The sequence below is a fragment of the Desulfosalsimonas sp. genome, from assembly GCF_055149105.1.
This window is the reverse complement of sequence record NZ_JBSRLA010000011.1, coordinates 20,875-46,404: the sequence shown is the minus strand read 5'-3', so window position 1 is coordinate 46,404 and position 25,530 is coordinate 20,875. Positions and strand designations below refer to the sequence as shown.

Sequence of the window (25,530 nt, the reverse complement as noted above, 5' to 3'; positions counted from 1 at the left end):
AAGCCAATGGATCCCACGCAATTTGACCGAAGCAGACTCCATGAAATCATCGAGGATTACCGGGACCGCAAATGGGCCTTAATCCCCCTTCTTCAGGAAATCCAGGAAGAATTCGGATTTATCCCCCCCGAATCCATCGAGCCCGTTGCCGAGGCCCTCAACATGTTTGCCTCACAGGTTCAGGGGGTGATCACGTTTTATTCCGGTTTTTCCTTAAAACCCAAGGGCCGCTGCGTGCTGCGGGTCTGCCGGGGTACGGCATGCCATGTCAAGGGAAGCCGGAGCATTCTGCGGCTGGTCAAAAAGGAACTGGAGCTCGAGGAAGGCGAGACCAGCTCCGACTACCAGTTCACCCTGGAAACCGTGGCATGCCTGGGAGCCTGCTTTCTGGCGCCGACCATGATGGTCAACAAGGACTACTTCGGCAGGCTCAACCCCACCAAGGTGGTCAGCGTGCTGGGCGAATACCGGAAAGACAAGGAGGATGATTGAGCGCCATGAAAAAACTCACATCCATCGGACAGATCGAATGGCTCAGAAACAAGATTCTTGCGGATTCTGGCAAAAAAAAGACCGAAGTCCATGTCTGCATGACCGGATGCCGGGCCTACGGGGCTGCAGCCGTTCGTGACGCCCTGGCTGACGCTGTCACCCGCCAGGGACTGGACAAGGAAGTGGAAATCCGCTCCACCGGATGCCACGGGTTCTGCGCCAAGGCCCCGGTGGTGGCAATTGAACCGCTGGGCGTCCAGTACCAGGAAGTGGATCCGGAAGATGCCGCGGAAATTGTGGACAAAACCATCAAGGACCAGCAGTTAATCGAACGCCTTGCCTACCAGGACCCAAGAACCGGCCGGTTTGTTTACTACAGAAACCAGATCCCCTTTTACCAGAAACAGGTGCGCCGGGTGCTGGCCAACTGCGGCCGGATCGACCCGACCCAAATCGAGCACTACATTGCCGCAGGCGGTTACAGGGCGTTTGTCAAGGCCTTGTCCAAAATGACCCCGGAGACGGTCATTGAAGAAGTGGTTTCCGCAAAACTGCGGGGACGCGGCGGCGCGGGCTTTCCCACGGGCATCAAGTGGCGGTTTGCCAGACAGTCGCCCACCACGCCCAAGTACGTGGTCTGCAATGCAGACGAAGGCGATCCCGGGGCTTTCATGGACCGGGCCCTTCTGGAAGGCGATCCCCATGCGGTGATCGAAGGCATGATGATCGGCGGCTATGCCATGGGCGCGGAATACGGCATCATTTACGTGCGCGAGGAATATCCCATTGCAGTGGAGCATCTGACTTTGGCCATTGAGCAGGGAAAACAGCTGGGCCTTCTGGGCGAAAACATCCTGGGTACCGGCTTTAATTTTGATCTTTCCCTGAAAATGGGTGCCGGCGCCTTTGTCTGCGGCGAGGAAACCGCCCTGATGGCCTCCATTGAGGGCAAACGGGGCATGCCCCGGCCCAGGCCCCCCTTTCCGGCCCAGGCCGGAATTGACCAAAAGCCCACAAACATCAACAACGTTGAAACCCTGGCCAACATTCCGCTGATCATCAAAAACGGCGCTGAATGGTACGGTGAAATGGGAACCGATTCATCCAAGGGAACCAAAATTTTTTCCCTGGCCGGAAAGGTCAACAACACCGGCCTTGTGGAAGTGCCCATCGGTACCACCATCCGGGAGGTGGTCTATGATATCGGCGGCGGCATTCCCAAGGGAAGGCAGTTTAAGGCCGTGCAGATGGGCGGGCCGGCGGGCGGATGCGTACCGGCCAGATTTTTAAACCTGCCCATTGACTATGACACCATCCAGCGCATCGGCGCCATCATGGGTTCGGGCGGTCTTGTGGTTCTGGATGAAAACAACTGCATGGTGGAAATCGCCCGGTTCTTTTTAAATTTCACCCAGTCCGAGTCCTGCGGCAAATGCGCCCCGTGCCGGCTTGGCACCACCCAGCTGTTGGAGACCTTAACCCGCATCACCCTGGGCCAGGGCCACATCCAGGACATTGACACCATCAAATCCATCGGCCACACCATGGCCGATGCCTCGCTGTGCGGCCTGGGCCAGGCCAGCCCCAAGCCGGCCCTGTCCACCCTGCGCTATTTTGAGCAGGAATACCGCGATCATATCCACGAGCACAGATGCGCCGGTGCAGTGTGCGATTCCATGGTGATATCGGCCTGCCAGCATGCCTGCCCTGCCGGCATTGACGTGCCCAATTACGTGGCGGCAATCGGCAGCGGCAACTACGAGGATGCAGTGGAGATCATCCGGGAGAAAAATCCCTTTCCGGCCGTGTGCGGCCGGGTCTGCATCAATCCCTGCGAATACAAGTGCCGCCGGGGCGAGCTCGACGAACCCGTGGCCATCCGGACCCTGAAACGGTTTGCATCGGATTATTACTATGAAAAATACGGTGCCGAGCGCGAACCCTTCCCGGTGACCCGGTCTGAAAAAGTGGCCATTGTGGGCGCCGGGCCCGCGGGCCTGACCTGCGCCTATTTTCTGGCCAAGCTCGGCTACGAGACCAAGGTGTTTGAAGCCCAGCCCGTTGGCGGGGGAATGTTAAACATCGCACTGCCCGAGTTCCGTCTGCCCAGAAATGTCATTGACATGGAAATCAAGTGGATCGAAAACGCCGGGGTGACAATCGAGTACAATTCGCCCATTGACGCCAACCACACCCTCACCGACCTGAAAAAGGAAGGATTTGATGCGGTGTTTTTGTCCGCCGGTGCCCAGGCCAGCAAGCGCATCGGACTTCCAGGCGAGGAAGAAGGCCTGGAGGGGCTTTACTACGGCTTAAACTTTCTGCGCGACGTGCGCCTTGGCCACGATATGAAACTTTCGGGCAAAACCGTGGTCATCGGCGGAGGCAATGTGGCCATGGACGTGGCCCGCACCGCCCTTCGCGCCGGTTCCGACGATGTTCAGGTCTTCTGCCTGGAAACCCGGGAAGAGATGCCGGCCTGGGACAAGGACGTGGAGGAAACCGAGGATGAAGGCGCCATTTTAAATCTGCAGTGGTCGCCGGAGCAAATCTTTGAGGAAAACGGAAAAGTCAAGGGAATCAGTTTCTCCCGCTGCCTTGCGGTATTTGACCAGGAGGGCAACTTCCGGCCGGAATGCGACATGTCCGATACCCAGTACATCGAAGCCGACAATATCATCATCTCCATCGGTCAGGCGCCGGACACCTCGTTTCTACCTGAAGACTCCCAGCTGGAGCGGGCCTTGTGGGGTTCTCTGGCAGTGGATGAAAACACCCTGGCCACCAATGTTCCCGGGGTGTTTGCCGGCGGCGATTTCACCACCGGCCCGACCTTTGTGATCCGGGCCATTGCCTCGGGCCGGCGTGCGGCTTTGGCCATCCACAAATACCTTTCAGGCGATCAGACCCCGATTTTCATGCCGGATGAAAAGACCCGCCTGGCCCAGGAAACCGGACTGGCCCTGGAATCGGAAAGCACAGAGGATCAGCCGCGGGTTCAAATCGAAATCGAAAAACCCGAGGACCGCGTCTGCGACTTCAGGGAAGTTGAAAGGGGCTTTACCGCCGAACAGGCCCATTTTGAAGCCAGGCGGTGCCTCAGGTGCGATCTTGAAAAAGAGAGGAGCTAACCACCATGATTCGATCCATTACCCAGCAGAAACCAATGGAGGAAATCGAGCACCTGCTCGAAGGCATGGACAGGATATTTGTCATCGGATGCGGCACCTGCACCACCCTGACCCGGACCGGCGGCGTGGAACAGGTGGCGGCCATGGCCGAAGACCTGTCTGCCAGGGGCAAGGTGATCACCGGCACCACAGTGGTCCCAGTGGCTTGTGACAATCTCGCCGCCGATATCCTCTCGGAGTTCGGCGCGCGCATGAACCAGGCAGACGCGCTACTGGTGATGTCATGCGCCTATGGTGTGCAGACCATGGCCAGCCAGCTCGGCCAGATGGTGGTGCCGGCCCAGAACACCCTGTTTATCGGCAAGGAAAACACCGCCGGCCAGTTCAACGAAATCTGCACCCAGTGCGGCACCTGCGTAATCGGCGAAACCGGCGGCATCTGCCCGGTGACCACCTGCCACAAGGGGCTTGTCAACGGCCCCTGCGGGGGTACCAACAACGGCAAATGCGAAATCGATTCCAACAAGGACTGCGCCTGGACCATGATCTACAACCGTCTAAAGGAGCTGGACCGGCTCGATTCCATGCGCACCTACAAAAAGCCGCGCAATCACCTGGGCGAACCCAGCCCGGGCAAGTTCAACATCCCGGCGGAGTGATAAACCATAAGGCATCACCACTGAACACTTAACACTTAACACTTAACACTTAACACTATTTATAAGGATACTTCCCATGCCATCCGCATTTAAAAAAGCCCTTGATTCCGGAAAATTCGTGGTCACCTCCGAGGTCGCCCCCTCCAAGGGGACCAACCTGGAAAAAATGGCACACCACGTGGAATTGTTAAAAGACAAGGTGGATGCCATGAATGTCACCGATCACCAGAGCTCTGTGATGCGCTTTCCATCCCTGGGCGGCGCGCTTCTGGTCAAAGAAAACGGCGGTGAGCCGATTCTGCAGATGACCTGCCGGGACCGAAACCGCCTGGCCCTGCAGGCCGATCTCATGTTTGCCGCCAGCCGGGGGATCAACAATGTGCTGTGTTTAACCGGTGATTCAGTGATGCTCGGCGATCACAAGGAGGCCAAGGCCGTGTTTGATCTCGATTCCAGCCAGCTTGTGGCCGCGGTGCGCACCATGGAGCGGGGAAAGGACATGGCCGGAAACGAGCTGGACGGTGCCGTCAAGTTCTGCGCCGGGGCTATTGTCACTCCCGAGGCCAACCCCATCGAGCCCCAGCTGATCAAATTTGAGAAAAAAATCGAGGCCGGCGCGGAATTCATCCAGACCCAGGCGGTCTATGACATGGACAATTTCAAAAAATTCATGGATTACGCCCGGCAATTTGACGTCAAGATCCTGGCCGGGGTGATCCTGCTGACATCTGCGGGCATGGCCCGGTTCATGAACAAAAACGTGGCCGGCGTCATGGTGCCCCAGAACCTGATTGATGAAATGGCGGCCGCCCCCAAGGGCGGAGCCCTGAAAAAGGGCATCGAGATTGCCGGCCGCATGATCGCGCAGATCAAGGAAGAACAAATCTGCGACGGGGTCCACATCATGGCCATCGGCAAGGAGGAGGTGGTCCCGGACATCATGTCCGCAGCCGGGCTGTTGTAGGGATTATCCCGACCATAGAATGGAGCTGTCCACGGACCGCACCGAGGCCGTGCCGGTGAGCACCATGGTCTGAACCAACTCCCGGCGAATTTGGGCCAGGTAGGCGGATGCCCCGTCTTTGCCCCCGCCGAGCACGGCAACCGAAAACGGCCGGCCGATCATCACCGCATCCGCGCCCAGGGCCAGCATGCGAAGCACATCTCCGCCGGAGCGCACCCCGCCGTCGGCCAGCACAGCGATCTGGCCCTGAACGGCTGCGGCCACATCGCGCAGTACCCGCGCGGTTCCGGGCACGCCGTCTAACACCCTTCCGCCGTGGTTGGACACCACAATCCCGGCAGCACCGGCATCCACACACATTTTTGCCTCGTCTGCGGTCATCACCCCCTTGACCACGAATCTGGCCGGTATTCGTTCAATGATCTCAGCAAGCCTTGCCGCCGGCTTGGGCGATACCGGCCGGCCCATCTTGCGCAGGGTTACCAGGCCGGCTGCATCCACATCCATGCCGATTACCGAAGCACCGGCTTCCAGGGCCTTTTCCGCCTTGGAAAACAACTCCTGGTCCTCCCATGGCTTGATAAACGGAATGCCCCGGCCATCGAGTTCTTTGACGGCGGCAAACCCGCTTTCGTGGATGAAATCCGGCACGCCGTCGCCGGTGCATCCAAGGCAGCCCTCATCTGCGCATGCCGAAAGCTTGGCCAGGATATAGTCCTGCTCCTGCATGCCGCCGCCCATGTTAAACGACACCCCGCCAATGGGGGCGGCGATCACCGGCATGGACAGGTCAAAGCCCAGCAGGGAAAGATCCGTGTCCGGCTCTGCGGCATCATGGAGACAGCGCATGTTAAACCGGATTTCAGAAAGCGCCCGGACATTGTCCTGAAAGCCTGACCCCGTGCCCAGACCGCCCATTCCCGGCACCTGGCCGGCACAGGCCCGGCCGTCGCACACCGGGCAGACCCGGCAGTATCCCTTCATCAGGGTGCGTGCTTTTTCGCGTATTTCCTCCATTGATTTATTCCTTTCACCGTTTGCCCGTCAGATTAAAAAAAATACCTTGTGCCCGTCAACCCGACAAAGTTATTGTGCAATTATAGTAAATTGCCGGATAATGTTCAACCCCGCTGCCTGCTTCGCTTTTTCGGTCAGGGACAGACGGATCCCGGAATGGAAAAAAACCCGGCAAACACCTGATTGCCACCGCATGCAGATGCCACGGTGTTATCACGCCGGTATTTGCGAAGGCATAACAGGCCGCAGATTTTTTTTATATCCCGCCTGTGGCGGCAAATTTGTCCATAACCAGCCAGGTTTTCACATCCACCTTTAGATCCGGATCAGCGCACAGATCTGCGGCCTCTTTTGGGGACAAAAAAACGGTTTCAATGTCTTCTGCGCTTCCGGTATTGCTGTCAGACGGCCGGCCCTCACAGTCGAGATACACCATGACAATGGATTCGTCTGTAAGGCCTGATGAGACATATATGGGCGGGCTGGTGCGGCGGATGCCGGTGGCCTTGAGGCCGGTTTCCTCCTCGAGTTCCCGGACTGCACTTTGCTCCGGGCTTTCCCCCGGATCCACAAGCCCGGCGGGAAATCCGTACTGGTAGTCGTTTAACGGCATGCGGAACTCCCGGATCACAACCAGCTTGCCGCTGGGCACGTGCCAGGCCACGATAATCACCGCATCCACAATATCAAATCCGCCGGATTCAATCTTGGGGGGGTTCTGCCGGGAGACAAAATCCCAGCGCCTTTCATTGCCGTTTTTGTCCGAATACCGGATTTCAAACAGGTTGACAAACCTGCGGTCTGTCAAAGCGGTCTGGCCGAAAATCCGGATTTTTTGATTGCCTGCACTCATTATTGATCCTTGTTTAGGGTGACAGCAAAAAACGGAAATAAGGCCAAAAACATTACGCTGCTGTTTAGGAAACAGGTTGCCGGACTGAATACAGGCTTTTATTTTGATCACGCTGCCGGCGGTTATGATAAACTTTTACAAATGCAACAACAGCCTTTGTATGTTGTTCTTCAGAGCCTTTGAATTCAATCCCGGTTAAATGGCAGCCCGGCGTATCCGATTTCCGGGTATTTGCCACCCGGCCTTTGACTTTTACCTTTTTTCCATTCAAATCAAGGGTGATCAGCATAATGCAGGAGCCATTCAATGGTTTTTCTGTTTCCAAAAGTATGGCCGTTTTGACTCAGGTCCAGGGCTTTTGCCCTGCCTTGATCCGCTACTTCCCTGTTGGCATCAAAAAGAATGTAGCCGACATCGTTTTCGGTCTGTATCCGAGTGCTTTTTCGTCTGTCCGCAATCGTTTTTGCGTTTTGTTGGTTATCCATTTAATGCACTTTTACACTGAATTCCAGGGATATAAAAAAATTTGATAAATTTTGGTTGAACTCAATATCATTTAATTTAACCCTGTTCAAGCATTATGATCATTTTTTCAACAACAGGCAGGCGGCACAGGCGGTTTCGCTAAACGCTGACCGAAGAGCTCTGGCTTCCAAGCGCTATTCCCATGTGCAGGGCCTTGAGGTTGGCTTCCCGGAATCGTTCATCAAAGCGGCCGGCCACGGCTGATTCCAGGCTGGGGATGGAAACGATTTGGGTCAGGGCGGCCACGGCACCGAGCACGCAGATATTCAGACCCCGGGTATTGCCCATCTCCTGTTTGACCTGATCCTGAAACGCCAGCTGCGCCAGACGGGCTTCAGCGCTTTTGTCCACTTTTACCAGGGCGGTATCAGTGATCAGCAGGCCGCCGGGGCGGATGGTGGGATGGTATTTGTTGTATGCGGTCTGGGTCAGGCAGACCAGGACATTGGGCTGGACCACCTTGGGGTAGTAAACGGGCTTGTCCCAGATGATCACATCGCTTCGGGCAGCCCCGCCCCGGGCCTGGGCCCCGTAGCTCTGGGACTGGACCGCATTTAACCCTTCGTGGAGGACAGCGGCTTCTGCCAGCAGGATCGCCGCGGTGATGACGCCCTGCCCCCCGGAACCGGAAAAAACCAGCCTGCACTTTTCCATCATGCCTTCTTTTACGTCTGCTTTTGTTGGTTTTTTTCGATGACTTTTTCATACTCCCGGCAATATTCCGGAAGCTCTTTTTTCACAAACACGCCCCGCTCGATCAGATCCGGGTCCTGGTTCTTTTTTTCAGAACCCACGGCAACAGTGCGGTTCTTATAGGTCTCCATCATTTCCGGGGCATCCCCGGCCCGGTTGTAGCGTCCAAAATACGTGGGACACTGGGTGAGCACCTCAAGCACGGAAAATCCTTCATGCAAAATGGCATCCCGGATCAGCCGGGAAAGTTCATGAACATGATAGGTTGTGGTCCGGGCCACGAACGTCGCCCCTGCCGCCTCGGAGAGCTTTGCAATGTCAAAGCCGTGGTCAATGTTGCCATAGGGCGCAGTGGAGGCCGCAGCCGCATAACCCGACAGCGGGGAGAACTGCCCGCCGGTCATCCCGTAAATCCGGTTGTTCATGACAATGGCCGTCATTTCGATATTGCGCCGGGCGGCATGCAGAAAATGATTGCCCCCGATGGCCAGCGCATCTCCGTCGCCCATGGGAACGATCACATTTAGCTCCGGCCGGCTCATCTTGATGCCCGTGGCAAAAGCCAGGGCCCGGCCGTGGATGGTGTGCATGGAGTGGAAATCCACATACCCGGAAATCCGCGCCGAACAGCCGATGCCCGAAACCATGACGATTTCGTTTTTGCTCATGCCCAGCGATTCAATGGCCCGGATCATGGCGTTTAACACCACCCCGTGGCCGCAGCCCGGACACCACATGTGCGGGAAAAACCGTTCGCGGATATAGTCTTTGACAGACATCAAATCACCTTAAAATTATACGCCTTTGCCATGCAGCAGCCGCAGGATGTTCTGGATATCCGTGGGGGAAATCAACTGGCCGTCAATGCGGTTGGCCAGATACACCCGCTCGGGCCGGTCCACGGCCAGTTTTACCTCCCGGATCACCTGGCCGGCGTTTAATTCCACCACCACGATGTAATCGGCATTTTTGCAAACCTTGCGAACCACATCCCCGGGAAACGGCCAAAGCGTCTGCAGTTCCAGCAGACCCAGCCTTTCGCCGCGCTTGCGGCGGTTTTCCACCAGATGCCGGGCCGAGCGGGCGGCCGCACCGTAGGAAACCAGAACCGTGTGGGCATCTTCGATGTGATCCTGCCGAAAAAAAGTCATGTTGCCGGCATAATTCTGGATTTTATCCATGAGGTGCCGGATCAGGCCATAGACAATTTTGGGGTCATCTGAAGGAAAGCCCCACATATCATGATACAACCCGGTGACATTGTAGCGGTGCACCCCGCCGAAATCCGACATGGGCAGCCGCCCGTCTTCCCGGGGCAGATAGGGGTGATAGTCCACCCCGCTTTCAACAGATGTCCTGAGCCGCTCCACCAGTGCGATTTCACCCTTTTCGGGAATCACCACCTTTTCGCGCATGTGGCCGGTGACCTCGTCAAACAGCAGAATCACCGGGGTGCGGAAAGTCTCGGCAATATTGAAGGCCTCCACGGTGATGGCAAACATGTCCTGGTGATTGGAGGCGGTCAGGGCGACAATTGCATGATCGCCATGGGTGCCGTAGCGGGCCTGATTGACATCGCCCTGCCCCACATGGGTGGGAAGACCGGTGGACGGACCCCCGCGCTGCACATCCACGATCACGCAGGGAATTTCGGTCATCACGGCATAGCCAAGGGCTTCCTGCATCAGGGAAAAACCGGGGCCGCTGGTGGCGGTCATGGCCTTGCGGCCGGTCAAGGAGGCCCCGATAATGGCGCAGATGGAGGCAATCTCGTCTTCCATCTGCAAAAACCGGCCCCCGATCTGCGGCAGGCGGGCGGACATGGCTTCGGCAATCTCGGTGGAGGGCGTGATGGGATAGCCGGCAAAAAACGCCAGGCCCGCATAAAGGGCAGCCTCCACGCAGACCTCGTTTCCCTGGATGAATTTCACTTTGCCCTGCATCAGTTCAAGTCTCCTGACATTCGACTTCAATGGCGAGGTCCGGGCACCTGTATTCGCACATGCGGCAGCAGATACAGGCTTCCGGATCGGCAGGATAGGCAATGTTGTGCTCATCGAGCGCCAGTACCTGCTTGGGGCAGAAATGCACGCAAATTCCGCACCCCTTGCACCAGGTGCGTTCAATGTGATGGGCTTTTAATTTCTTTTTTGCCATTTTCCAAGCTCCGCGATTCATGAAACTGCATTGTGCCTGTGTCAGCCCGAAAAATCAAGCCTGATTTCACCGCCTGTCATACCGGGACTCGGTCATCCCCCCACGCTTCCCTTGTTTGACGCAGATGCCGCAGATTTGGCTCAGATATATCATTTTCATAAAATATATCATTTTTATGAACTATTTTTATTGACAAAACTATCTTGATGTTGTCAACTGGTTTCAAACACGCTTTCAGAAAAAGGCAGGGCAATGATTCAGGATCTTTTTACAAACATCGCCAGATTAAGCATCAAAATGCGCATTTACCGGGCCATTGAGGCTGCGGGAAGCGAGGCCGGAGAGCTCAAGGACCGGGAAATGCTGATTCTTGAAATCCTCAGCACCCAGGGCCCCATGAGCATGAGCGACCTGCTGCGCTTTTTTCCCGGAGTCAGGCAGAGCACCCTGTCCACGGATGTCAAACGGCTCAGATCAGAACTGGAAATGGTGGACATGAAAGTGGACCGAAACGACATGCGGGTGCACTTAATTGAGCTGTCGCAGAAAGGCCGTGAAAAGGTTGCGGAGATCAAGGCCCGGCAGGCCAGAAGCTATAAGCCCCTGGCCGCCGCTATTGGCGATGAGCCGGACGAAATTGCCGTACTGCAGCGTGTGGTGGACCGGGCAATCGAACTGGTGGACCGGGAAATCACCCGGCACGCGGAATCCCGGGATTAACCGGCACCACATCCCGCGTGGACTGAAAGCACGAAAAAAAGGAGGCAAAAAATGAAAAAGATATTGACTGTACTTCTCGTTGCGGTCTGCCTGGTGGCTTTTGCCGGCACATCCGCATCTGCCGGAGACAAACAGCGCCACCGGTGGGAAGGCGTTGCCATCGGGGTGGGCGCGGCCATTGTCGGCCATGCCATTATCAGCAGCTACAACAACAGCGGCCCGGACCATGTCACGGTGATCCACCAAAACCGGGGTTACCGGGCATACCCGCCGCCGCGCTACAGCCGGAGTCACTCAAGGGCCCGGGGCCACTGGAAGGCCCGGAGCCACAGCCGTTACCAGAAAAAAGGCCCGGTTTATTATGAAGAAAGACACGTGAAGATCATCCGGAAGGGTTTCGGTCAACAGAGATCCCGAGCTTCTGCATACGGTGCCTCAAGGTACTGTAATGAAGGCCCAAAATCTCGGCGGCACCACCGGGACCGCTGATCTTGCCGTTTGTGGCCTTCAGCACCCTACGGATATGTTCGGCCATCACCTCATCTAAAGTCGGCATCGGGCCGAATTCCCGCACTTCGTCCGTATCCTGCAAAAACGACGAATTTTTCCGGAAAAATCCGGAAAAGGAAATCCGGCCCCCCTGGTATTGAATCAGGGCCCTTTCCACGAGATTTTCCAGTTCCCGCACATTGCCGGGCCAGTCATGGGCCAGCAGCTGGCGCAAAGCCCCGCCCTGCAGTTCAGGAGGCTGCTTGATTTTCAACTCCTGTGCTTTTTTTTGCATGAAAAAATTCACCAGCTCGGGGATATCTTCCTTTCGCTCGCGCAGGGGCGGGATGGAAATGGGAAACACATTGAGCCGGAACCACAAATCCTGCCGGAAGCGTCCGTCTGCCACCATGTCCTGAAGGTTTCGGTGGGTGGCGGATAAAATGCGGACATTGACGGCAATCTCCCTGGATCCGCCTACCCTTTCAATGACTTTTTCCTGCAGCACCCGCAGCAGCCGAACCTGTGCCTGGGGGGAAAGCTCTCCGATTTCATCCAGAAAAATGGTGCCCCGGTCAGCCCTTTCAAAGCGTCCTTTTTTTCTTTCAACAGCACCGGTAAACGCCCCTTTTTCATGCCCGAACAATTCACTGTCCATGAGGCCTTCTGCAATAGCCCCGCAGTTGACCTTGATTAACGGTCCGTTTCGCCTGTGGGAATGGTCATGAATAAAATTGGCGATCACTTCCTTGCCCACCCCGGTTTCGCCCAGAATCAAAACCGGGCTGTCCAGCCCGGCCACCTGCCGGGCCATTTCCGTAACCTGATGCAATCCCTGGTCTGCACCAATGATTTCAGTGTCCGTCTTTTCATGCAGCCGCGCGTGAAGATGGCGGATATCATCTGTGAGCTGCCGGTTTAACTCCAGCACCTCCCGGTGCTGGAGCACATTGGACATGGCAATGGCCACGGGCTCATGGATAATCTGCAGCAATTCCGCCTGCTCTTTGGTGTATTGGTTACGGCCGGCCGTCGACACCCAGAGCCCCCCGATACGGTTTCCCTCCAGCTCCAGCCGGATCATAATAAAGGAAATGTCGGCATCCAGGCCCAGCCGGGTGAACAAGTCCAGCAGGTCCGGGTCCTGCTCCAGGTTATTGACCACCATATAGGCTTCCAGTTCCACCTGTTTTTGGATCCACCTGGCCCGCATCTCCCGGGTATCGGGCAGCGAGACTTCCCGGCCGTATTTTTCCGCGGTTTTTGAAATTTTTCCCGCGATATTGCGGATCACGTTTTTCTGCGGATCAAACAGCACCAGGGATATGAAACCGGCGGGCAAAAACCGGTTTGCATATTGCTGCATCCGTTTCAGGGCCACTTCAATATCCAAACTGCTGCATATCCGGACAGTTGCCTGCCGGAAAAATTCATTGCCATCCACCTGCATAATATCTCCCGGATGTTTAGTCATATATAACTAATTTGTCATATCCAACCAAACCGCTTTGTTCATATATGACAAATAAAATACTTTTTATTTTATAAATAATTGAAATAATTAAATTTATCATTTTGGCACAGATCTGGCATTATCACAAATAAAAGCTTTTTACGCTTCTGCCGAATTTCAAAAATGATGGCACCGTAAAAAGTCTGATTTCAGATGGTGCCGTAAAAAGTTCAAGATCAAGGCTTGCGCAATTTCGAAGAATACAGCGTACTTAGCCGTACGTGAAATTCTGAGAAATTGCGCGTAACGCAGATATTGGACTTTTACGGCGCCATCAAAATGGCATGAATTATTATAACATACAATAGAGTAAAGGAGAGATGACAATGAAACAATTGAAAACGGGTCTGTACGTGATTCTGATGGGAGCCCTGATCTGCTCTTTGACCGCCTGTGCAGCCACCGGCAGCCGCATGGCAGCGTCAACTGCCGGCGACTGCGGAATGCAGCCGGGCCAAAAACTGATGATCACCGGCGTCTCCGATAACGATCAAGCAAGAAAACAATTTGAAGACGCCTTGTGTCGTGAGCTCAAGAATCAGGGAGTGGAGGCGGTTGCAAGCTATTCGGCAATCCCGGAGGCTTCCGGACTCGACCGCGAAGCACTTCTGAAACAAGCCGGTAACCGGGGAATCGATTTCGTATTTCTGGCCCGGGTGGCCGGCATGGAGGAAACATATGCGTTCTCCTCCTATGATCCGGTGTTGTTCTACCTGGGCCCTGGCGATACCGGGGGTAACTGGTCTGCGCATCAGCAGCAGTATATCCGTCAAAACGCCACGGCATGGAAACATGTGATGGTTGAAGCCCGGCTCTACGATACCAAAACCGGAAACGCCTTGTGGTCCGACACCCTGGATATCGCCAGGCCGGCAAAAAACCTTTCCGTCCAAAAGGTCATCAACAAGGCGGTAAAACAGATTCCCGGGGCCATTTCCGGGCACTGCCCGACCAACAGTTAGGCCCGGACCGGATTTTGGCACCATCGATAAAAAGCTGCAGGAAGGGTATATATACCCCTCCTGCAGCCTGTCGGGCATGATCTCCTTTTGACAATTTCCGAACCAGGGTTGTTTCCCCGGCCCCGGCTCTGCTATAGAAGAGGAAATATGAAAAGGAGTCCTTGTCCATGAATGATAAAACCCTTTATACACAATGCGCTTATTGCGATGGGGGAACCTGTTATCCGGCTGCAAACCTCAACGACCCCCTGCCCGCCATTGAAAAAGCGCCCACTGCGTGCCCCATGCGCCGGTATGAGCAAGTCGTCCGCGAGGGAATCACCCACTATCACCGAAGCAACATTCAGGAATTCGCCCGCCGGGCCTCAATCCAGGAAGCCCAGTGTTATGAGTTTGACGGCCGGAACCTAAGAACCCGGATTCCGCGAATTGAAGAGACCATGCAGTTTGCCGCCAAGTGCAATTATACCACCCTGGGTTTGGCCTTTTGCATCGGCCTGCGCAGGGAGGCACGGGAGGTTTCAAAAATTTTCGAAGCCGGTGGATTTGATGTGGCCTCGGTCTGTTGCAAGGTGGGCAGAACCCCAAAGGAATCCATCGGTTTGACAGGAGACGAAAAAATTCGGGGCCCGGAGGCCATGGAATCCATGTGCAATCCCATTGTTCAGGCCGAGCTGTTAAACCGCCAGGAGGTGGACCTGGCCGTCATGCTGGGCCTGTGCGTGGGGCATGACACCCTGTTTCTCAAATACTGCAAAGTACCTTGCACGGTATTGGCAGTCAAAGACCGGGTGCTGGGCCACAATCCCCTGGCGGCCATTTATCTGTCTGCAACCCCCTATTACGGACGCCTCAAAAATCCGGCCGGGCTCACCAGAGCAAAAGGGGAATGGGAAAAAATCGACATCATGACAGAGGACCCACCTGAAAAAAACGAAAAATAAGACCACCGGAGCGGCTTTCGCCCCGGCCTGTAACTGCAGGGGTGGTTTATGGACGCCGCAAAAGGCGCAGCAATTCTGAAAGAGACCGGGTGTTGACCACATCATTGCGGGTCAGCCATCCCCGGCGCGCCGCGGCAATACCGTTTTCCATCAATTCGAGATTTTCCACGCTGTGGGCATCCGTGGAAACCGCTATGCGCACCCCGGATTCTGCAGCCATCTTGCAGTAGGGGCTGGGCAAATCCAGCCGATCCGGCTGGGCGTTTAACTCCAGGATCACACCCCGGTCTTTTGCCGCCAGGATGATCTTTTCCAGGTCAATTTCCATTGGATCCCGGGTATTGATCAGCCGGGCTGTGGGATGGCCCAGAATATGACAATAGGGGTTGTCCATGGCCCGGATAATCCGTTCGGTCTGCTTTTTTTCATCCATGCGCTGCTGGTAGTGCACCGAACAGACCACCAGATCCAGTTTGGCCAGCACGGAATCAGCCAGGTCCAGGCGTCCGTCGGCCAGAATATCAACTTCCATTCCCTTGAGCAACCGGAAGCCGGAAAACTGCTCATTAATGGCATCGATTTTCTCCATGTACTGGAGGACCTGCTTTTCATTGAGCCCCCCGGCCATGGCCACTTTCTGGGAATGCTCGGTAACGGCCAAATATTGATATCCCATGGAAATAGCGCCCCGGGCCATTTCCTCAAGACTGCCGTGGCCGTCTGTGCGGCGGGTGTGGCAGTGCAGGTCTCCCCGGATGTCACTTCTTTTGAGCAGGGCAGGCAGGCGGTTTTCTGCAGCGGCCTCGATTTCACCCAGATTTTCGCGCAGTTCCGGCGGGATATAAGTCAGGCCCACTGAAGCATAAACTTCTTTTTCAGTTTTTCCGGCAACCCGCTTTTCCCCCTGATACACACCGTACTCGTTAATTTTGTACCCCTTGTCCTGGGCCAGTTTGCGAACGGCGATGTTATGGGCTCTGGAACCGGTAAAATAATGCAGGGCAGCCCCGTAGCTGACCTGGGCGACGATGCGCAGATCCACCTGAAGTCCCGGACGCAGGATCACACTGCTTTTGGTTTTGCCGTGGGACAAAATATTTTTCACCCCTTCAAAGGAAACAAAGGATTCCATGACATCCTTTTCCCGACCCCGGGCGCAGGTGACCAGAACATCGAGATCCCCCACGGTTTCCTTTCCCCTGCGGAAGCTGCCGGCCACCCTGACCCGGCGCACACCTTCGATATCCATGAGATACTGTTCCAGAGCCCTGGCATGGACGGCCGCATCGCTCCAAAGCAGGCGTTTTTCCCCGGATTTTTTCACCCGGCCCAGGGATTTAATAATATGCTTCTGGCTTTTTTCCCCGAAACCGCTTAAATCAGCGATCTGCCCTCGCCGGGCGGCCCGTTCCAGATCTTCGAGACTGGCCACGCCCAGGTGCTTGTAAAGCTGGGCGGTTTTTTTGGGCCCGAGAGAAGGCACCTGCATCAAGTCCAGCAGGGATAAGGGCAACTCCTGGCGCAGCTGGCGCAGTTGCTCAAGCCCCCCGGTTTCCACAATTTCCCGGATCTTTGCAGCCAGATCCCGGCCGATGCCCCGATACTGGCTCAGATCTTTGTTGGCCTTGACCAGGGAGGCCACAGGTTCAGACATCTGCTCGATAACCCGGGCCGCCTCCCTGTAGGCCCGGACCCGGAACGGATTGTCGTCCCGGATCTCCAGCAGATCCGCCACCTGATTGAGAAGATCCCGGATTTCATTGTTCTGCAGAAACATTGCACTTCTCCCCCGGGCATGATCCGCACCCGTTTGCCAATTGCTGTTATACCGCCTGCCGGTCGCATGGCTTAAAACCCTAAGTATCGATGCTTGAAACGGTCGTCAAGGATTTTTAACATTACAAATTCACTGCCGATTCAACTGAAGCCAATAATATGCACGGAATTTCCTTTTGCATCGCCCGGGCGCCTCTGGTATAGAAAAATGGTTTAAACGTAAACAGCCCAAAACACACAGGAGACCATACCCATGGCCATCAGCCAGGAATTGCTGGAAGTTCTGGTATGCCCCCAATGCAAAGGGACCATATATCTCAACAACCGCGGCGACGCCCTGATCTGTGACAACTGCAGTCTTGAATTTGAGATCCGGGACGATATTCCGGTGATGCTCGTTGACGAGGCCCGGCCGGTTGGCGATTAACCGCCTGAATCCGAATACAAACCACGGCAACAGACAGTGTTTTCCATGAGCCAGCCATCTGCGCCCGCACCCGCAAAGCTTGTCATCGGCGCCTTTATGGCGGACAAGGAATTGATCATGCCAGTTGCCGCGCGGCTTTCTGAGGCCTTCGGGCCTGTGGACATGATCAGCCGCTGGCTTGCCTTTGACTACACCCGGTATTACGAGCGTGAAATGGGAACCGGGTTGTTTCGGCGCATGCTTGCATTTCAAAACATGATAAACCAGGATGCGCTGTCGCAAATCAAACATACCACCAACGCAATTGAAGCCGAATTTGCAGATAATGACAAGCGCCGGGTCAATATTGACCCGGGCTATCTGCTGCGGGAGCGTTTCGTACTGGCCACCGGGAAAAACTTTTCCCACCGGATCTATATCGGCGAAGGGATTTATGCGGATTTGACCCTGATTTACCAAAAGGGCGATTTCCAAACCCTGCCCTGGACCTATCCGGATTACGCAGCCGGGGAAATGTCGGAATTTCTCCACCAGGTGCGCCGCAAGTATGTTTTTGACATAAAGGAGGCAGCAGCGAAGGCCAATGATTAAAAGCATGACCGCTTTTGCCGGTATCGAACACAGCATAGACAACATCACCGTCACCGTGGAAATGCGCGGCTACAACAGCCGTTACCTGGACTTGGCCGTGAAACTGCCCTCTTCCTACGGCTGGCTCGAAGATATGGTCAAGCAGGCGGTTGGCCGTTGCATCAGCCGGGGCCGCACTGAAGTCCGCATCCAAATCCGGGTTGATGAACAGACCTGCTGGAACTTTGCAGTCAACCCGCAACTGGCAGACGCCTATTACGCGGCCTTGGATGAACTCAAACACCGTTTTGGCATCACCGAAGCCATTGGCATTTCGCATTTGGCGGGGATCAGCGGCATTGTTGAAACCGTGGAAAATCAAGCAGACGCAGAGACCCTGTCCCTGGCAACGGAGCAGGCCATGCAAAAGGCCCTGGAAGCCTTTGAGGCCATGCGCGCAGATGAAGGACAGGCCATGGCACGGGACATGGAAGCGCGCCTGGCATTTATCGAAAACTGCATTGAACGCATTGACAATCTGCGCCAGGGCCTGGTAGAAGCCTGCCATCAGAGAATTCAGGCCCGAGTCCGGGAACTGACCGCCGACCATGTGGAAATTGAGCCCACGCGCATTGCCCAGGAAGCCGCCATGCTGGCGGACAAAAGCGATATTTCCGAGGAATTGACCCGGGCCGCAAGCCATGTCCGGCAGTTCCGGCAGATTATGGAAGCGGATGCACCTGCTGGAAAACCGCTGAATTTTTTATTGCAGGAGTTGAACCGGGAAGTCAACACCATAGGGGTGAAAGCCGGCAGTGCGGATATTTCCCATATTGTTGTTTCCGTGAAAACCGAACTGGAAAAGCTCCGGGAGCAGGTCCAGAACATCGAATAACATTGACCCTCAACCCAACCAGTCCCAGGAGAGCCCATGGACTACAATTTGCTAAACATCGGCTTCGGCGGATCCATTGTCGCCGAAGAGGTCATTGCCATCCTGTCTCCCAACTCCGCGCCCATGAAACGGCTCAGAGATGATGCCAGGGATCAGAACCGTTTAATTGACGCAACCCACGGACGGCGCACCCGTTCCATCATCATTACCAAAACCAACCATATCATTCTTTCAGCCATGCAGGCGGAAACCATTTCCCAGCGGTTTTCAATGCTGAAAGAAAAACAGCGGGACAAACAGACCGGCAAGGGATAACCGGAAAATGACCGATATGGACAAAACCACATCCGGCCGCCAAAGAACCGGACGCCTATTTGTCTTATCCGCCCCCTCGGGCACCGGCAAAACCACCCTGTGCCGCCGCATCCTGCCGCAACTGGAAAACATGGTCTTCTCCGTCTCCTACACCACCCGCGCCCCCAGGGCCGGGGAAACCGATGGCAAGGACTATCATTTCATCTCCGCAGCCCGATTTGAGCAGATGATCCGGGAAAACCGGTGGGCGGAATGGGCCAGGGTCCATGACAATTATTACGGCACCAGCGCAGACGATCTGGCCCGGGACATGGCTGCCGGCTATGATGTTTTATTAGACATTGATGTCAGGGGCGCGCGCCAGATCGTTGAACGATTTGCCGGAAGTGTTACCATTTTTATTATGCCCCCGTCTTTGCAGGATTTGCGAAAGCGCCTGGAAAAAAGGGGCAGCGATGATGCGCAGATCATTGAAAAGCGCTTGCGCGCAGCCGCCGAGGAGATGGCATGCCGCCATGAATACCGTTATATTATTGTCAATGACCGGATCGAGCGGGCTGCACAGGAGCTGCTGACCGTCATTGAAAACAACCGCCAGCCCGTTGGCTGCCATTTCAACCCTGACTCCGGAACCGGATTGTGAAACCCGATCATATGACCAAGGAAGAAATCATCTATGGCATCCACCCGGTCACGGAGGCCTTAAAAGCCGGCCGGCGAAAGGTCTTGCGCGTCTACATCAGCCGTGAAAATCCCGGCAAACGTGTCAACAAGCTTGCGGAAAAAATCCGGAAAAGCGACATTTACGTGGAAGCCGTCAGCGGCGAGCAGTTAAACAAACTCAGCCGGAGTGATTATCACCAGGATATTGCCGCCCGGGTCAGCCCGCTTCCCACAATGGCCGGATCACGGCTCCTGGAGGCAAAATCCGGAATCGGACCTGATGCCTTTTTCCTGGTGCTCGACAGCGTGGTGGACCCGCAAAACTTCGGTGCCCTGGTCCGAACGGCCGTGTGCATGGGCGCAGATGCAGTCATCATTGCCCGGGACCGGTCTGCCGGCCCCGGGCCCGCCGCATCCCGGGCTTCAGCCGGCGCCATGGAGCATGCCCGTATCTGCGTGGTCACCAACCTGGCCAATTACATGAAAGACTTGAAAAAAAACGGATTCTGGATTATCGGTCTGGATCATATGGCGCACCAATCCATTGCCGAAACCGATATGACCGGAAAATGCGCTCTTATCATCGGCGGGGAAGACACGGGCATCCGCCCCCTGGTTAAGCGCCGGTGCGATTTTCTGTGCGCCATTGCCCAATCCGGGCCGGTCAATTCACTCAATGCGTCCGTGGCCGGGGGCATGGCTGTGTACGAAGCAATGCGCCAGCGGCGTACGGCCGCCTTGAAAAAAAAATAATGCAAAAACCCGTTGATTTCTTTTTTTTACAGGAAAGGATCCGCATATCATGAGTACAGCAGCGTCCATCACCATTGATAAAAACGGAAAGCTTTCCGTTCCCGGCCATGTCATCATCCCCTTTATCGAAGGCGACGGAATCGGCCCCGACATCTGGCGCGCCACTCAACCCGTCCTTGATGCAGCTGTTGAATATGCATACAAGGGAAATCGCAAAATCGAGTGGAAGGAAATCAACGCCGGTGAAAAAGGATATCAGAAGACCGGCCAATGGCTCCCGCAAGAATCCCTGGAAGCCATCCGGCAGCACGTGGTGGCCATAAAGGGCCCTTTGACCACACCGGTGGGAAAGGGCATCCGCAGCCTAAACGTGACCATCCGCCAGGTGCTGGACCTGTATGCCTGCGTTCGGCCGGTAAAATACGTCCCCGGGGTGCCCAGCCCCATGAAACATCCGGAAAACATCAACATGGTGGTGTTCCGGGAAAACACCGAGGACTTGTATGCCGGCGTGGAATTTCAGGCCGGGAGCCCGGAGTCGGAAAAACTCATCTCGTTTTTAAAAGACGAGTTGAACCAAACCATTGCCGCAGGCTCCGGCATCGGGATCAAGCCCATGAGTGCAAAAAACACCAAGCGCCTGATGGCCAGCGCCATTGTCTATGCAAGAGACAACGGGTATCCGAGCGTGACCCTGATGCACAAGGGCAATATCATGAAATACACAGAAGGCGCCTTTGCCACCTGGGGCTATGAAGCCGCCCGGGAACAATTCGGGGATATTACCGTCACCGAAGATGAGGTGTATGAAAAACACAACGGCACTGCCCCGGAAGGCAAAATCGTGATCAAGGACCGGATCGCGGACATGCTGTTTCAGCAGGTGCTTCTGCGCCCCGAAGAATTCGGGGTCATTGCCACGCCCAACTTAAACGGCGATTTTATCTCCGACGCCCTGGCCGCCCAGGTGGGCGGACTGGGCATGGCGCCCGGGGCCAATATCGGAGATCAGTGCGCGGTATTTGAAGCCACCCACGGCACCGCCCCCAAGTATGCCGGCCGCAACAAGGTCAATCCCAGCTCCCTGATTTTATCCGGGGCCATGATGCTCGATCACATGGGATGGACAGAAGCTGCCGGACGCATCCGCAGCTGCCTGGCTGAAACCGTTAAAAGCGGCAATGTAACCTATGACCTGGCCCGTCAGATTAAAGGCAGCTGCAAGCTCTGCTGCTCGGAGTTTGGAGAGGCCATTGTGGAAAACATCTGCAGCTACCCGGAAAAATGCTGATCTTCAGGCCCGCATTGGCCGGGCCCTGATCAAAGCGGTTTTCCCGGAAATCTGCCATGGCTGCGGCCGCTTTATGCCGGAGCGCGCCAAACAGACGGGCACCCGGCCGGACCCGACGGGACAGTCCGACAAGCGCGACGTTGTCCGCCGGGTGCTGGAACCGGTCCTGTGCCCCGGCTGCCTGGCCGATATCCCCATTGTGGACTCCCCCATATGCCCCTGCTGCGGCCGGCCGTTTAAAAGCCGGCACGATGGGGATCACATGTGCGGCCGGTGCATCACAGAAAAGCGCAGTTTTTCAAAGGCCCGCTCGGCACTGATTTATGACGGCGCCGTACTTTCACTGATTCATTCCTATAAGTACAACAGCCGCACCTGCCTGGCAAAACCATTGGGCGGGCTGCTTTATGAAGAATTTATCCGGCAGTTTGATCCGGAGGAAATCGACGCGGTCATGGCCGTGCCCCTTCACACCAGGCGGATGCGGCATCGGGGATACAACCAGGCGCTTCTGATGATCCGGCACTGGCCCGAAATGGCCGCAGAACGCGGCCATTTGCAAAACTGGGAAGTTATTTGCCATGACCGGGCCCTTTGCCGCAAAACTCACACCCGGCCCCAGACCGGCCTGGACCGAAAGGCAAGGGCAAAAAACATCAAAGGCGCTTTTGATGTCTCTGCGCCCGGGTTTTGCAAGGACCGAAGCCTGCTTTTGGTCGATGACGTGATGACCACCGGCGCAACCCTGGACGAATGCGCAAAAGCCCTGTACCGGGCCGGGGCGGCCAGGGTCAGCGTGCTTACCCTGGCCCGGGCCCTGTAAACATTTCAACCCGAAGCCTGAACTCAGCGCAATACAGGGGAAAAAGCCATGATCCATGACCCTGCAAGCCCATCCGGAACCCGGCTGACAGCTGCGGTATGCCAGTTTGACGTTGCTGTGGGCGATGTGGACAAAAACGTTGAAACCGGCCTGGCCGCCGCTGAAAACACCTGCAAAAGCGGGGCGCAGCTGGTGGTGATGCCCGAGCTGTGGTCCTGCGGCTATGACGGGGAAAAAACACCGGCGCATGCCCGAAAAACCCCGGAAATCATTGGTTTTCTGGCCGGACTGGCAAAAACTTACGGCGCGGTCATTGCAGGCTCCCTTCCGGAAGAAGCAAACGGCCGTGTTTACAACACCATGTTTGTGATCAACACCACCGGGCAGACTGCTGCAGCCTACCGCAAAATCCATCTGTTTCCCCTGCTGGATGAGGACAAATGGTTTGCCCCGGGCCGGCAAAGCATGGTATTTGACTGCCATGGAATCCCGGCCGGATGCATGATCTGCTATGATCTTCGGTTTGCGGAAATGGGCGTGCATCTGGCCGCAGGCGGGGCGCGCATGATCGTGGTCTGCGCCCAGTGGCCGGCCGTTCGCATTGATCACTGGGATGCCCTGCTCATGGCCCGGGCCATTGAAAACCAGGTATTTGTGGTGGCTGCCAACAGATGCGGGGATGCAGGCTCCGGGTTCAACGGTCATTCCCGGATCATTGCCCCGGACGGTGTCATTCTGGCCGATGCCGGGCAAATTCCGGCACATGTTTCCGCCGAACTGGACTTTTCCGTAATTGACAACCTGCGCACCCGGTTCTGCCCGGTTGCCCAACGCATGCCAGCGGCATATCCGCCGGCTTAAACACAAAAAGAAAACCCCATGTTTTTCACGCGGCACCTGGGCCTGACATATGCCTGTTTTTCAAATCTTTCCGACTGTCCGGGCGTGTTTCACGCATTTTTTACACGCCTGGGCCACCGGTCGCAGACAGGTTCAAAAGAAACGGATTTCAGCACAGCAGAGAGCACCCGTCAAAACCGCACCCGGGCGGCCCGGTGCACGGGGGCCGCTGATCTGGTTTTTCTCAACCAGGTCCACGGCACCAGTGCATCGGTTATATCCTCCCCGGCGGATCTCCATGAAGCCGTGGCAAACCCGCCGGAAGCCGATGCAATCATCTCCGGCCTGGCCGGTGCCGGCCTGACCGTTCGCACAGCAGACTGCCAGGCCGTGTTGCTTCATGATCCGGTCGGCCATACAACAGCCGCCATTCATTCGGGCTGGCGCGGAAGCATTGCCGACATCATTGGCCGGTGCATTCACACCATGAGGGAAAAATTCGGCACTGATCCCGAAAACCTGATCGCGGGCATCGGCCCGTCGCTGGGCCCGTGCTGTGCCGAATTTGTCCATTATGAAACCGAAATTCCGGAAAAATTCTGGAAATACAAAAACGATCAGCACCGGTTTGATTTCTGGCAGATCAGCGTGGATCAGCTCCGGGCCGCGGGGGTCAGAAAGTCGCAAATCGAGCTGTCCCATATGTGCACCAGGTGCAATCCCCGGCTGTTTTTCTCCTACCGGGGGGAAAAAGCAACCGGGCGCATGGCTGCAGTCATTGGTCTGAAAAAAGAAAAAAACAGGACACAATATGAATGAAAATACCGGCGGCCGGGTTGTGCAGGAAACCATTGAACTAACTGAAAACAAAAGGATTTCAGACAGCTATTTCCGGCTGCGGACCCGATGCAGCGCCCATTACGCCGGTGCCGGCGCCGGACAGTTTGTCACCCTCAGGCTTCTGGATCAGACAGAGCCGCTTTTGCGGCGGCCCTTTTCCATCCACCAGGTAACCATCGGCTCAAACGGGATCCCGGAAATCGAGATTCTTTACCGGGTGGTGGGGGGATTTACGTCAAAACTGAGCCGGCAGCCCGCTGGCAGCCGCCTGGATCTTCTGGGTCCGCTCGGCCATGGGTTTACTGTAACTGCCCACACCAGGCCCGCAGCTGTTGTGGCCGGCGGCATTGGTGTGGCCCCGCTTGTTTTTCTGGTATGGCAGTTAAAACTGGCAGGAATGGATCCGGATCTGATCACTGTGTTTCTGGGCGGGCAAACCAAAAACGATATTTTGTGCAAAGACCGGTTTGACCAGATGGGCGTGCGGACCAAAACCGCCACGGAAGACGGCAGCCATGGCTTCCACGGGCTGATCACCGCACCCCTGGAAACCTGGATGAAAACCGCCGATCCGGCCATGATCTATGCGTGCGGACCCCATGGAATGCTTATGGCTGTTGGAAAAATCGCCCGGTCGGCCAACATCGCCTGCGAGCTTTCCATTGAGACCCTGATGGCTTGCGGTCTGGGCGTATGCATGGGCTGTGCGGTCCAAACCCGCGAAAACAGCGAAGGCTACCAGCATGTGTGCAAGCATGGCCCTGTTTTTGATGCAGCAGTCCTGACCTAACCCATCCAGCGCGGCCGGGTCACATAAAGCCGGGAGTCGATCAGCCCCTCGGTTCTGTACTTGGTCGCCTCCAGGTATTCCGGGTCCGTGACCATTTGGACGAATGCCGAGCGCGACGGATACTGCACCAGCAGCACCGCATCCCAGTAATCATCACCGATAAAGGTCATCACACCGGTGCCGTAATACAACACCCGGCCCCCGATTTTGGTAAGAATCGGGTAAATGAGCTGGGAATATTTGTTATACTGCGCTTCTCCCCCCTCGGGTTTGAAGCGCAGCATGTTGACCATCACCAGTTCCCCGTCATCAGAGACAGCGCTGATATTTTCAAACTGTTCGGCAGCCGGCAGGATCGTTGGCACGTAAAAACCTCCTGTAATGAATTTTGACGGACACGCTTGGACTGTCCTGCCTTTTTAAACACA

The 25,530-nt window shown here is 55.9% G+C and carries 29 protein-coding genes; 19 read left to right on the top strand and 10 right to left on the bottom strand.

Translation table 11 applies throughout. From position 1 onward, the window contains the following. The first annotated feature begins 6 nt into the window (after positions 1 to 6). The 4 genes from nuoE to ACTCIA_RS04235 all read left to right on the top strand — a co-directional run bounded on the left by nuoE (position 7) and on the right by ACTCIA_RS04235 (position 5,246). A complete protein-coding gene (gene nuoE / locus ACTCIA_RS04250) occupies positions 7 to 492 on the top strand; it encodes an NADH-quinone oxidoreductase subunit NuoE (RefSeq protein ID WP_463000560.1) in 486 nt (161 codons plus the stop codon). A 5-nt stretch (positions 493 to 497) separates the two neighbouring features. Beyond that, the gene (locus tag ACTCIA_RS04245; RefSeq protein ID WP_463000559.1) at positions 498 to 3,623 is read left to right on the top strand and encodes an FAD-dependent oxidoreductase; all 3,126 of its coding nucleotides are present in this window, start codon (positions 498 to 500) and stop codon (positions 3,621 to 3,623) included. A gap of 5 nt (positions 3,624 to 3,628) precedes the next feature. Then, positions 3,629 to 4,282, top strand: a complete 654-nt coding sequence (locus ACTCIA_RS04240) for a methylenetetrahydrofolate reductase C-terminal domain-containing protein (protein ID WP_463000558.1) — start codon at positions 3,629 to 3,631, stop codon at positions 4,280 to 4,282. A gap of 76 nt (positions 4,283 to 4,358) precedes the next feature. Then, entirely contained in the window at positions 4,359 to 5,246 is an 888-nt protein-coding gene (locus tag ACTCIA_RS04235; RefSeq protein ID WP_463000557.1) for a methylenetetrahydrofolate reductase, read from the top strand. 3 nt (positions 5,247 to 5,249) lie between these two features. Here ACTCIA_RS04235 and ACTCIA_RS04230 read toward each other — a convergent pair whose 3' ends face one another. The 7 genes from ACTCIA_RS04230 to ACTCIA_RS04200 form a co-directional block, all read right to left on the bottom strand. Beyond that, positions 5,250 to 6,263, bottom strand: coding sequence for an alpha-hydroxy-acid oxidizing protein (locus tag ACTCIA_RS04230; RefSeq protein ID WP_463000556.1), 1,014 nt, complete (start codon positions 6,261 to 6,263; stop codon positions 5,250 to 5,252). Positions 6,264 to 6,519: 256 nt separating this feature from the next. After that, positions 6,520 to 7,116, bottom strand: coding sequence for an NUDIX hydrolase (locus ACTCIA_RS04225; protein ID WP_463000555.1), 597 nt, complete (start codon positions 7,114 to 7,116; stop codon positions 6,520 to 6,522). A 64-nt stretch (positions 7,117 to 7,180) separates the two neighbouring features. Next, on the bottom strand, positions 7,181 to 7,441 hold the full coding sequence (locus ACTCIA_RS04220) for a hypothetical protein (RefSeq protein ID WP_463000554.1): 261 nt from the start codon (positions 7,439 to 7,441) through the stop codon (positions 7,181 to 7,183). A gap of 299 nt (positions 7,442 to 7,740) precedes the next feature. Continuing rightward, complete coding sequence (locus ACTCIA_RS04215) at positions 7,741 to 8,298, bottom strand: 2-oxoacid:acceptor oxidoreductase family protein (protein ID WP_463000553.1); 558 nt, start codon at positions 8,296 to 8,298, stop codon at positions 7,741 to 7,743. 8 nt (positions 8,299 to 8,306) lie between these two features. Further along, positions 8,307 to 9,113: a 2-oxoacid:ferredoxin oxidoreductase subunit beta gene (locus ACTCIA_RS04210; RefSeq protein WP_463000552.1), complete on the bottom strand. Its 807-nt coding sequence runs from the start codon at positions 9,111 to 9,113 to the stop codon at positions 8,307 to 8,309. 15 nt (positions 9,114 to 9,128) lie between these two features. Continuing rightward, a complete protein-coding gene (locus ACTCIA_RS04205) occupies positions 9,129 to 10,277 on the bottom strand; it encodes a 2-oxoacid:acceptor oxidoreductase subunit alpha (protein WP_463000551.1) in 1,149 nt (382 codons plus the stop codon). Positions 10,278 to 10,281: 4 nt separating this feature from the next. After that, complete coding sequence (locus ACTCIA_RS04200) at positions 10,282 to 10,491, bottom strand: 4Fe-4S dicluster domain-containing protein (RefSeq protein WP_181551248.1); 210 nt, start codon at positions 10,489 to 10,491, stop codon at positions 10,282 to 10,284. A 252-nt stretch (positions 10,492 to 10,743) separates the two neighbouring features. Between ACTCIA_RS04200 and ACTCIA_RS04195 the strand changes: the two genes are divergently transcribed. Continuing rightward, on the top strand, positions 10,744 to 11,211 hold the full coding sequence (locus ACTCIA_RS04195; protein ID WP_463000550.1) for a MarR family winged helix-turn-helix transcriptional regulator: 468 nt from the start codon (positions 10,744 to 10,746) through the stop codon (positions 11,209 to 11,211). A 51-nt stretch (positions 11,212 to 11,262) separates the two neighbouring features. Then, positions 11,263 to 11,700, top strand: a complete 438-nt coding sequence (locus tag ACTCIA_RS04190) for a hypothetical protein (protein ID WP_463000549.1) — start codon at positions 11,263 to 11,265, stop codon at positions 11,698 to 11,700. On the opposite strand, the gene ACTCIA_RS04185 is transcribed toward ACTCIA_RS04190, so the two are convergent. Beyond that, on the bottom strand, positions 11,594 to 13,150 hold the full coding sequence (locus tag ACTCIA_RS04185) for a sigma-54 interaction domain-containing protein (protein ID WP_463000548.1): 1,557 nt from the start codon (positions 13,148 to 13,150) through the stop codon (positions 11,594 to 11,596). The genes ACTCIA_RS04190 and ACTCIA_RS04185 overlap by 107 nt on opposite strands. A gap of 389 nt (positions 13,151 to 13,539) precedes the next feature. On the opposite strand from ACTCIA_RS04185, the gene ACTCIA_RS04180 reads away from it, so the two are divergent. Both ACTCIA_RS04180 and ACTCIA_RS04175 read left to right on the top strand, forming a co-directional pair. Then, complete coding sequence (locus ACTCIA_RS04180; protein WP_463000547.1) at positions 13,540 to 14,175, top strand: hypothetical protein; 636 nt, start codon at positions 13,540 to 13,542, stop codon at positions 14,173 to 14,175. 167 nt (positions 14,176 to 14,342) lie between these two features. Beyond that, entirely contained in the window at positions 14,343 to 15,119 is a 777-nt protein-coding gene (locus ACTCIA_RS04175; RefSeq protein ID WP_463000546.1) for a DUF1847 domain-containing protein, read from the top strand. A 46-nt stretch (positions 15,120 to 15,165) separates the two neighbouring features. On the opposite strand, the gene polX is transcribed toward ACTCIA_RS04175, so the two are convergent. Beyond that, positions 15,166 to 16,896, bottom strand: a complete 1,731-nt coding sequence (gene polX / locus ACTCIA_RS04170) for a DNA polymerase/3'-5' exonuclease PolX (RefSeq protein ID WP_463000545.1) — start codon at positions 16,894 to 16,896, stop codon at positions 15,166 to 15,168. A 252-nt stretch (positions 16,897 to 17,148) separates the two neighbouring features. Between polX and ACTCIA_RS04165 the strand changes: the two genes are divergently transcribed. The 11 genes from ACTCIA_RS04165 to ACTCIA_RS04115 are packed head-to-tail and all read left to right on the top strand — an operon-like array spanning position 17,149 to position 25,102. Continuing rightward, positions 17,149 to 17,322 (top strand): Trm112 family protein, encoded by a 174-nt coding sequence (locus ACTCIA_RS04165; protein ID WP_463000544.1) that lies wholly within the window; start codon positions 17,149 to 17,151, stop codon positions 17,320 to 17,322. A 45-nt stretch (positions 17,323 to 17,367) separates the two neighbouring features. Continuing rightward, a complete protein-coding gene (locus ACTCIA_RS04160) occupies positions 17,368 to 17,913 on the top strand; it encodes a DUF4416 family protein (protein WP_463000543.1) in 546 nt (181 codons plus the stop codon). Next, a complete protein-coding gene (locus ACTCIA_RS04155) occupies positions 17,906 to 18,787 on the top strand; it encodes a YicC/YloC family endoribonuclease (RefSeq protein ID WP_463000542.1) in 882 nt (293 codons plus the stop codon). Before ACTCIA_RS04160 ends, ACTCIA_RS04155 begins: the two co-directional genes overlap by 8 nt. A 36-nt stretch (positions 18,788 to 18,823) precedes the next feature. Beyond that, positions 18,824 to 19,102, top strand: a complete 279-nt coding sequence (locus ACTCIA_RS04150) for a DUF370 domain-containing protein (protein WP_463000541.1) — start codon at positions 18,824 to 18,826, stop codon at positions 19,100 to 19,102. 7 nt (positions 19,103 to 19,109) lie between these two features. Beyond that, a complete protein-coding gene (gene gmk / locus ACTCIA_RS04145; protein ID WP_463000540.1) occupies positions 19,110 to 19,745 on the top strand; it encodes a guanylate kinase in 636 nt (211 codons plus the stop codon). Beyond that, positions 19,742 to 20,518, top strand: a complete 777-nt coding sequence (gene rlmB, locus ACTCIA_RS04140) for a 23S rRNA (guanosine(2251)-2'-O)-methyltransferase RlmB (protein WP_463000539.1) — start codon at positions 19,742 to 19,744, stop codon at positions 20,516 to 20,518. Before gmk ends, rlmB begins: the two co-directional genes overlap by 4 nt. A gap of 49 nt (positions 20,519 to 20,567) precedes the next feature. After that, positions 20,568 to 21,809: an isocitrate dehydrogenase (NADP(+)) gene (icd, locus tag ACTCIA_RS04135; RefSeq protein ID WP_463000538.1), complete on the top strand. Its 1,242-nt coding sequence runs from the start codon at positions 20,568 to 20,570 to the stop codon at positions 21,807 to 21,809. Next, positions 21,772 to 22,632, top strand: coding sequence for a phosphoribosyltransferase family protein (locus tag ACTCIA_RS04130; RefSeq protein ID WP_463000537.1), 861 nt, complete (start codon positions 21,772 to 21,774; stop codon positions 22,630 to 22,632). The genes icd and ACTCIA_RS04130 overlap by 38 nt, the downstream gene beginning before the upstream one ends. Before the next feature lie 48 nt (positions 22,633 to 22,680). Beyond that, a complete protein-coding gene (locus ACTCIA_RS04125) occupies positions 22,681 to 23,493 on the top strand; it encodes a carbon-nitrogen family hydrolase (RefSeq protein WP_463000536.1) in 813 nt (270 codons plus the stop codon). Positions 23,494 to 23,511: 18 nt separating this feature from the next. Continuing rightward, positions 23,512 to 24,291, top strand: coding sequence for a peptidoglycan editing factor PgeF (gene pgeF, locus ACTCIA_RS04120; RefSeq protein ID WP_463000535.1), 780 nt, complete (start codon positions 23,512 to 23,514; stop codon positions 24,289 to 24,291). Beyond that, entirely contained in the window at positions 24,284 to 25,102 is an 819-nt protein-coding gene (locus ACTCIA_RS04115; RefSeq protein WP_463000534.1) for a dihydroorotate dehydrogenase electron transfer subunit, read from the top strand. The genes pgeF and ACTCIA_RS04115 overlap by 8 nt, the downstream gene beginning before the upstream one ends. Here the strand turns inward: ACTCIA_RS04115 and ACTCIA_RS04110 are convergent. Further along, positions 25,099 to 25,467 (bottom strand): DUF1330 domain-containing protein, encoded by a 369-nt coding sequence (locus tag ACTCIA_RS04110; protein WP_463000533.1) that lies wholly within the window; start codon positions 25,465 to 25,467, stop codon positions 25,099 to 25,101. The two genes, ACTCIA_RS04115 and ACTCIA_RS04110, sit on opposite strands and share 4 nt — an antisense overlap. Positions 25,468 to 25,530 lie beyond the last annotated feature (63 nt).

Excerpts from the sequence above, each read along its gene's own strand:
- ACTCIA_RS04165 (WP_463000544.1), top strand. The coding sequence starts at position 17,149 with ATGGCCATCAGCCAGGAATTGCTGGAAGTTCTGGTATGCCCCCAATGC.
- ACTCIA_RS04180 (WP_463000547.1), top strand. The coding sequence starts at position 13,540 with ATGAAACAATTGAAAACGGGTCTGTACGTGATTCTGATGGGAGCCCTG.
- ACTCIA_RS04235 (WP_463000557.1), top strand. The coding sequence starts at position 4,359 with ATGCCATCCGCATTTAAAAAAGCCCTTGATTCCGGAAAATTCGTGGTC.
- ACTCIA_RS04215 (WP_463000553.1), bottom strand. The coding sequence starts at position 8,298 with ATGATGGAAAAGTGCAGGCTGGTTTTTTCCGGTTCCGGGGGGCAGGGC.
- ACTCIA_RS04190 (WP_463000549.1), top strand. The coding sequence starts at position 11,263 with ATGAAAAAGATATTGACTGTACTTCTCGTTGCGGTCTGCCTGGTGGCT.
- icd (WP_463000538.1), top strand. The coding sequence starts at position 20,568 with ATGAGTACAGCAGCGTCCATCACCATTGATAAAAACGGAAAGCTTTCC.
- ACTCIA_RS04245 (WP_463000559.1), top strand. The coding sequence starts at position 498 with ATGAAAAAACTCACATCCATCGGACAGATCGAATGGCTCAGAAACAAG.
- ACTCIA_RS04200 (WP_181551248.1), bottom strand. The coding sequence starts at position 10,491 with ATGGCAAAAAAGAAATTAAAAGCCCATCACATTGAACGCACCTGGTGC.
- ACTCIA_RS04225 (WP_463000555.1), bottom strand. The coding sequence starts at position 7,116 with ATGAGTGCAGGCAATCAAAAAATCCGGATTTTCGGCCAGACCGCTTTG.
- ACTCIA_RS04155 (WP_463000542.1), top strand. The coding sequence starts at position 17,906 with ATGATTAAAAGCATGACCGCTTTTGCCGGTATCGAACACAGCATAGAC.
- pgeF (WP_463000535.1), top strand. The coding sequence starts at position 23,512 with ATGTTTTTCACGCGGCACCTGGGCCTGACATATGCCTGTTTTTCAAAT.
- ACTCIA_RS04205 (WP_463000551.1), bottom strand. The coding sequence starts at position 10,277 with ATGCAGGGCAAAGTGAAATTCATCCAGGGAAACGAGGTCTGCGTGGAG.
- ACTCIA_RS04175 (WP_463000546.1), top strand. The coding sequence starts at position 14,343 with ATGAATGATAAAACCCTTTATACACAATGCGCTTATTGCGATGGGGGA.
- ACTCIA_RS04115 (WP_463000534.1), top strand. The coding sequence starts at position 24,284 with ATGAATGAAAATACCGGCGGCCGGGTTGTGCAGGAAACCATTGAACTA.
- ACTCIA_RS04160 (WP_463000543.1), top strand. The coding sequence starts at position 17,368 with ATGAGCCAGCCATCTGCGCCCGCACCCGCAAAGCTTGTCATCGGCGCC.
- ACTCIA_RS04195 (WP_463000550.1), top strand. The coding sequence starts at position 10,744 with ATGATTCAGGATCTTTTTACAAACATCGCCAGATTAAGCATCAAAATG.
- ACTCIA_RS04185 (WP_463000548.1), bottom strand. The coding sequence starts at position 13,150 with ATGCAGGTGGATGGCAATGAATTTTTCCGGCAGGCAACTGTCCGGATA.
- ACTCIA_RS04125 (WP_463000536.1), top strand. The coding sequence starts at position 22,681 with ATGATCCATGACCCTGCAAGCCCATCCGGAACCCGGCTGACAGCTGCG.
- ACTCIA_RS04210 (WP_463000552.1), bottom strand. The coding sequence starts at position 9,113 with ATGTCTGTCAAAGACTATATCCGCGAACGGTTTTTCCCGCACATGTGG.
- gmk (WP_463000540.1), top strand. The coding sequence starts at position 19,110 with ATGACCGATATGGACAAAACCACATCCGGCCGCCAAAGAACCGGACGC.
- ACTCIA_RS04230 (WP_463000556.1), bottom strand. The coding sequence starts at position 6,263 with ATGGAGGAAATACGCGAAAAAGCACGCACCCTGATGAAGGGATACTGC.
- ACTCIA_RS04240 (WP_463000558.1), top strand. The coding sequence starts at position 3,629 with ATGATTCGATCCATTACCCAGCAGAAACCAATGGAGGAAATCGAGCAC.
- ACTCIA_RS04150 (WP_463000541.1), top strand. The coding sequence starts at position 18,824 with ATGGACTACAATTTGCTAAACATCGGCTTCGGCGGATCCATTGTCGCC.
- polX (WP_463000545.1), bottom strand. The coding sequence starts at position 16,896 with ATGTTTCTGCAGAACAATGAAATCCGGGATCTTCTCAATCAGGTGGCG.
- nuoE (WP_463000560.1), top strand. The coding sequence starts at position 7 with ATGGATCCCACGCAATTTGACCGAAGCAGACTCCATGAAATCATCGAG.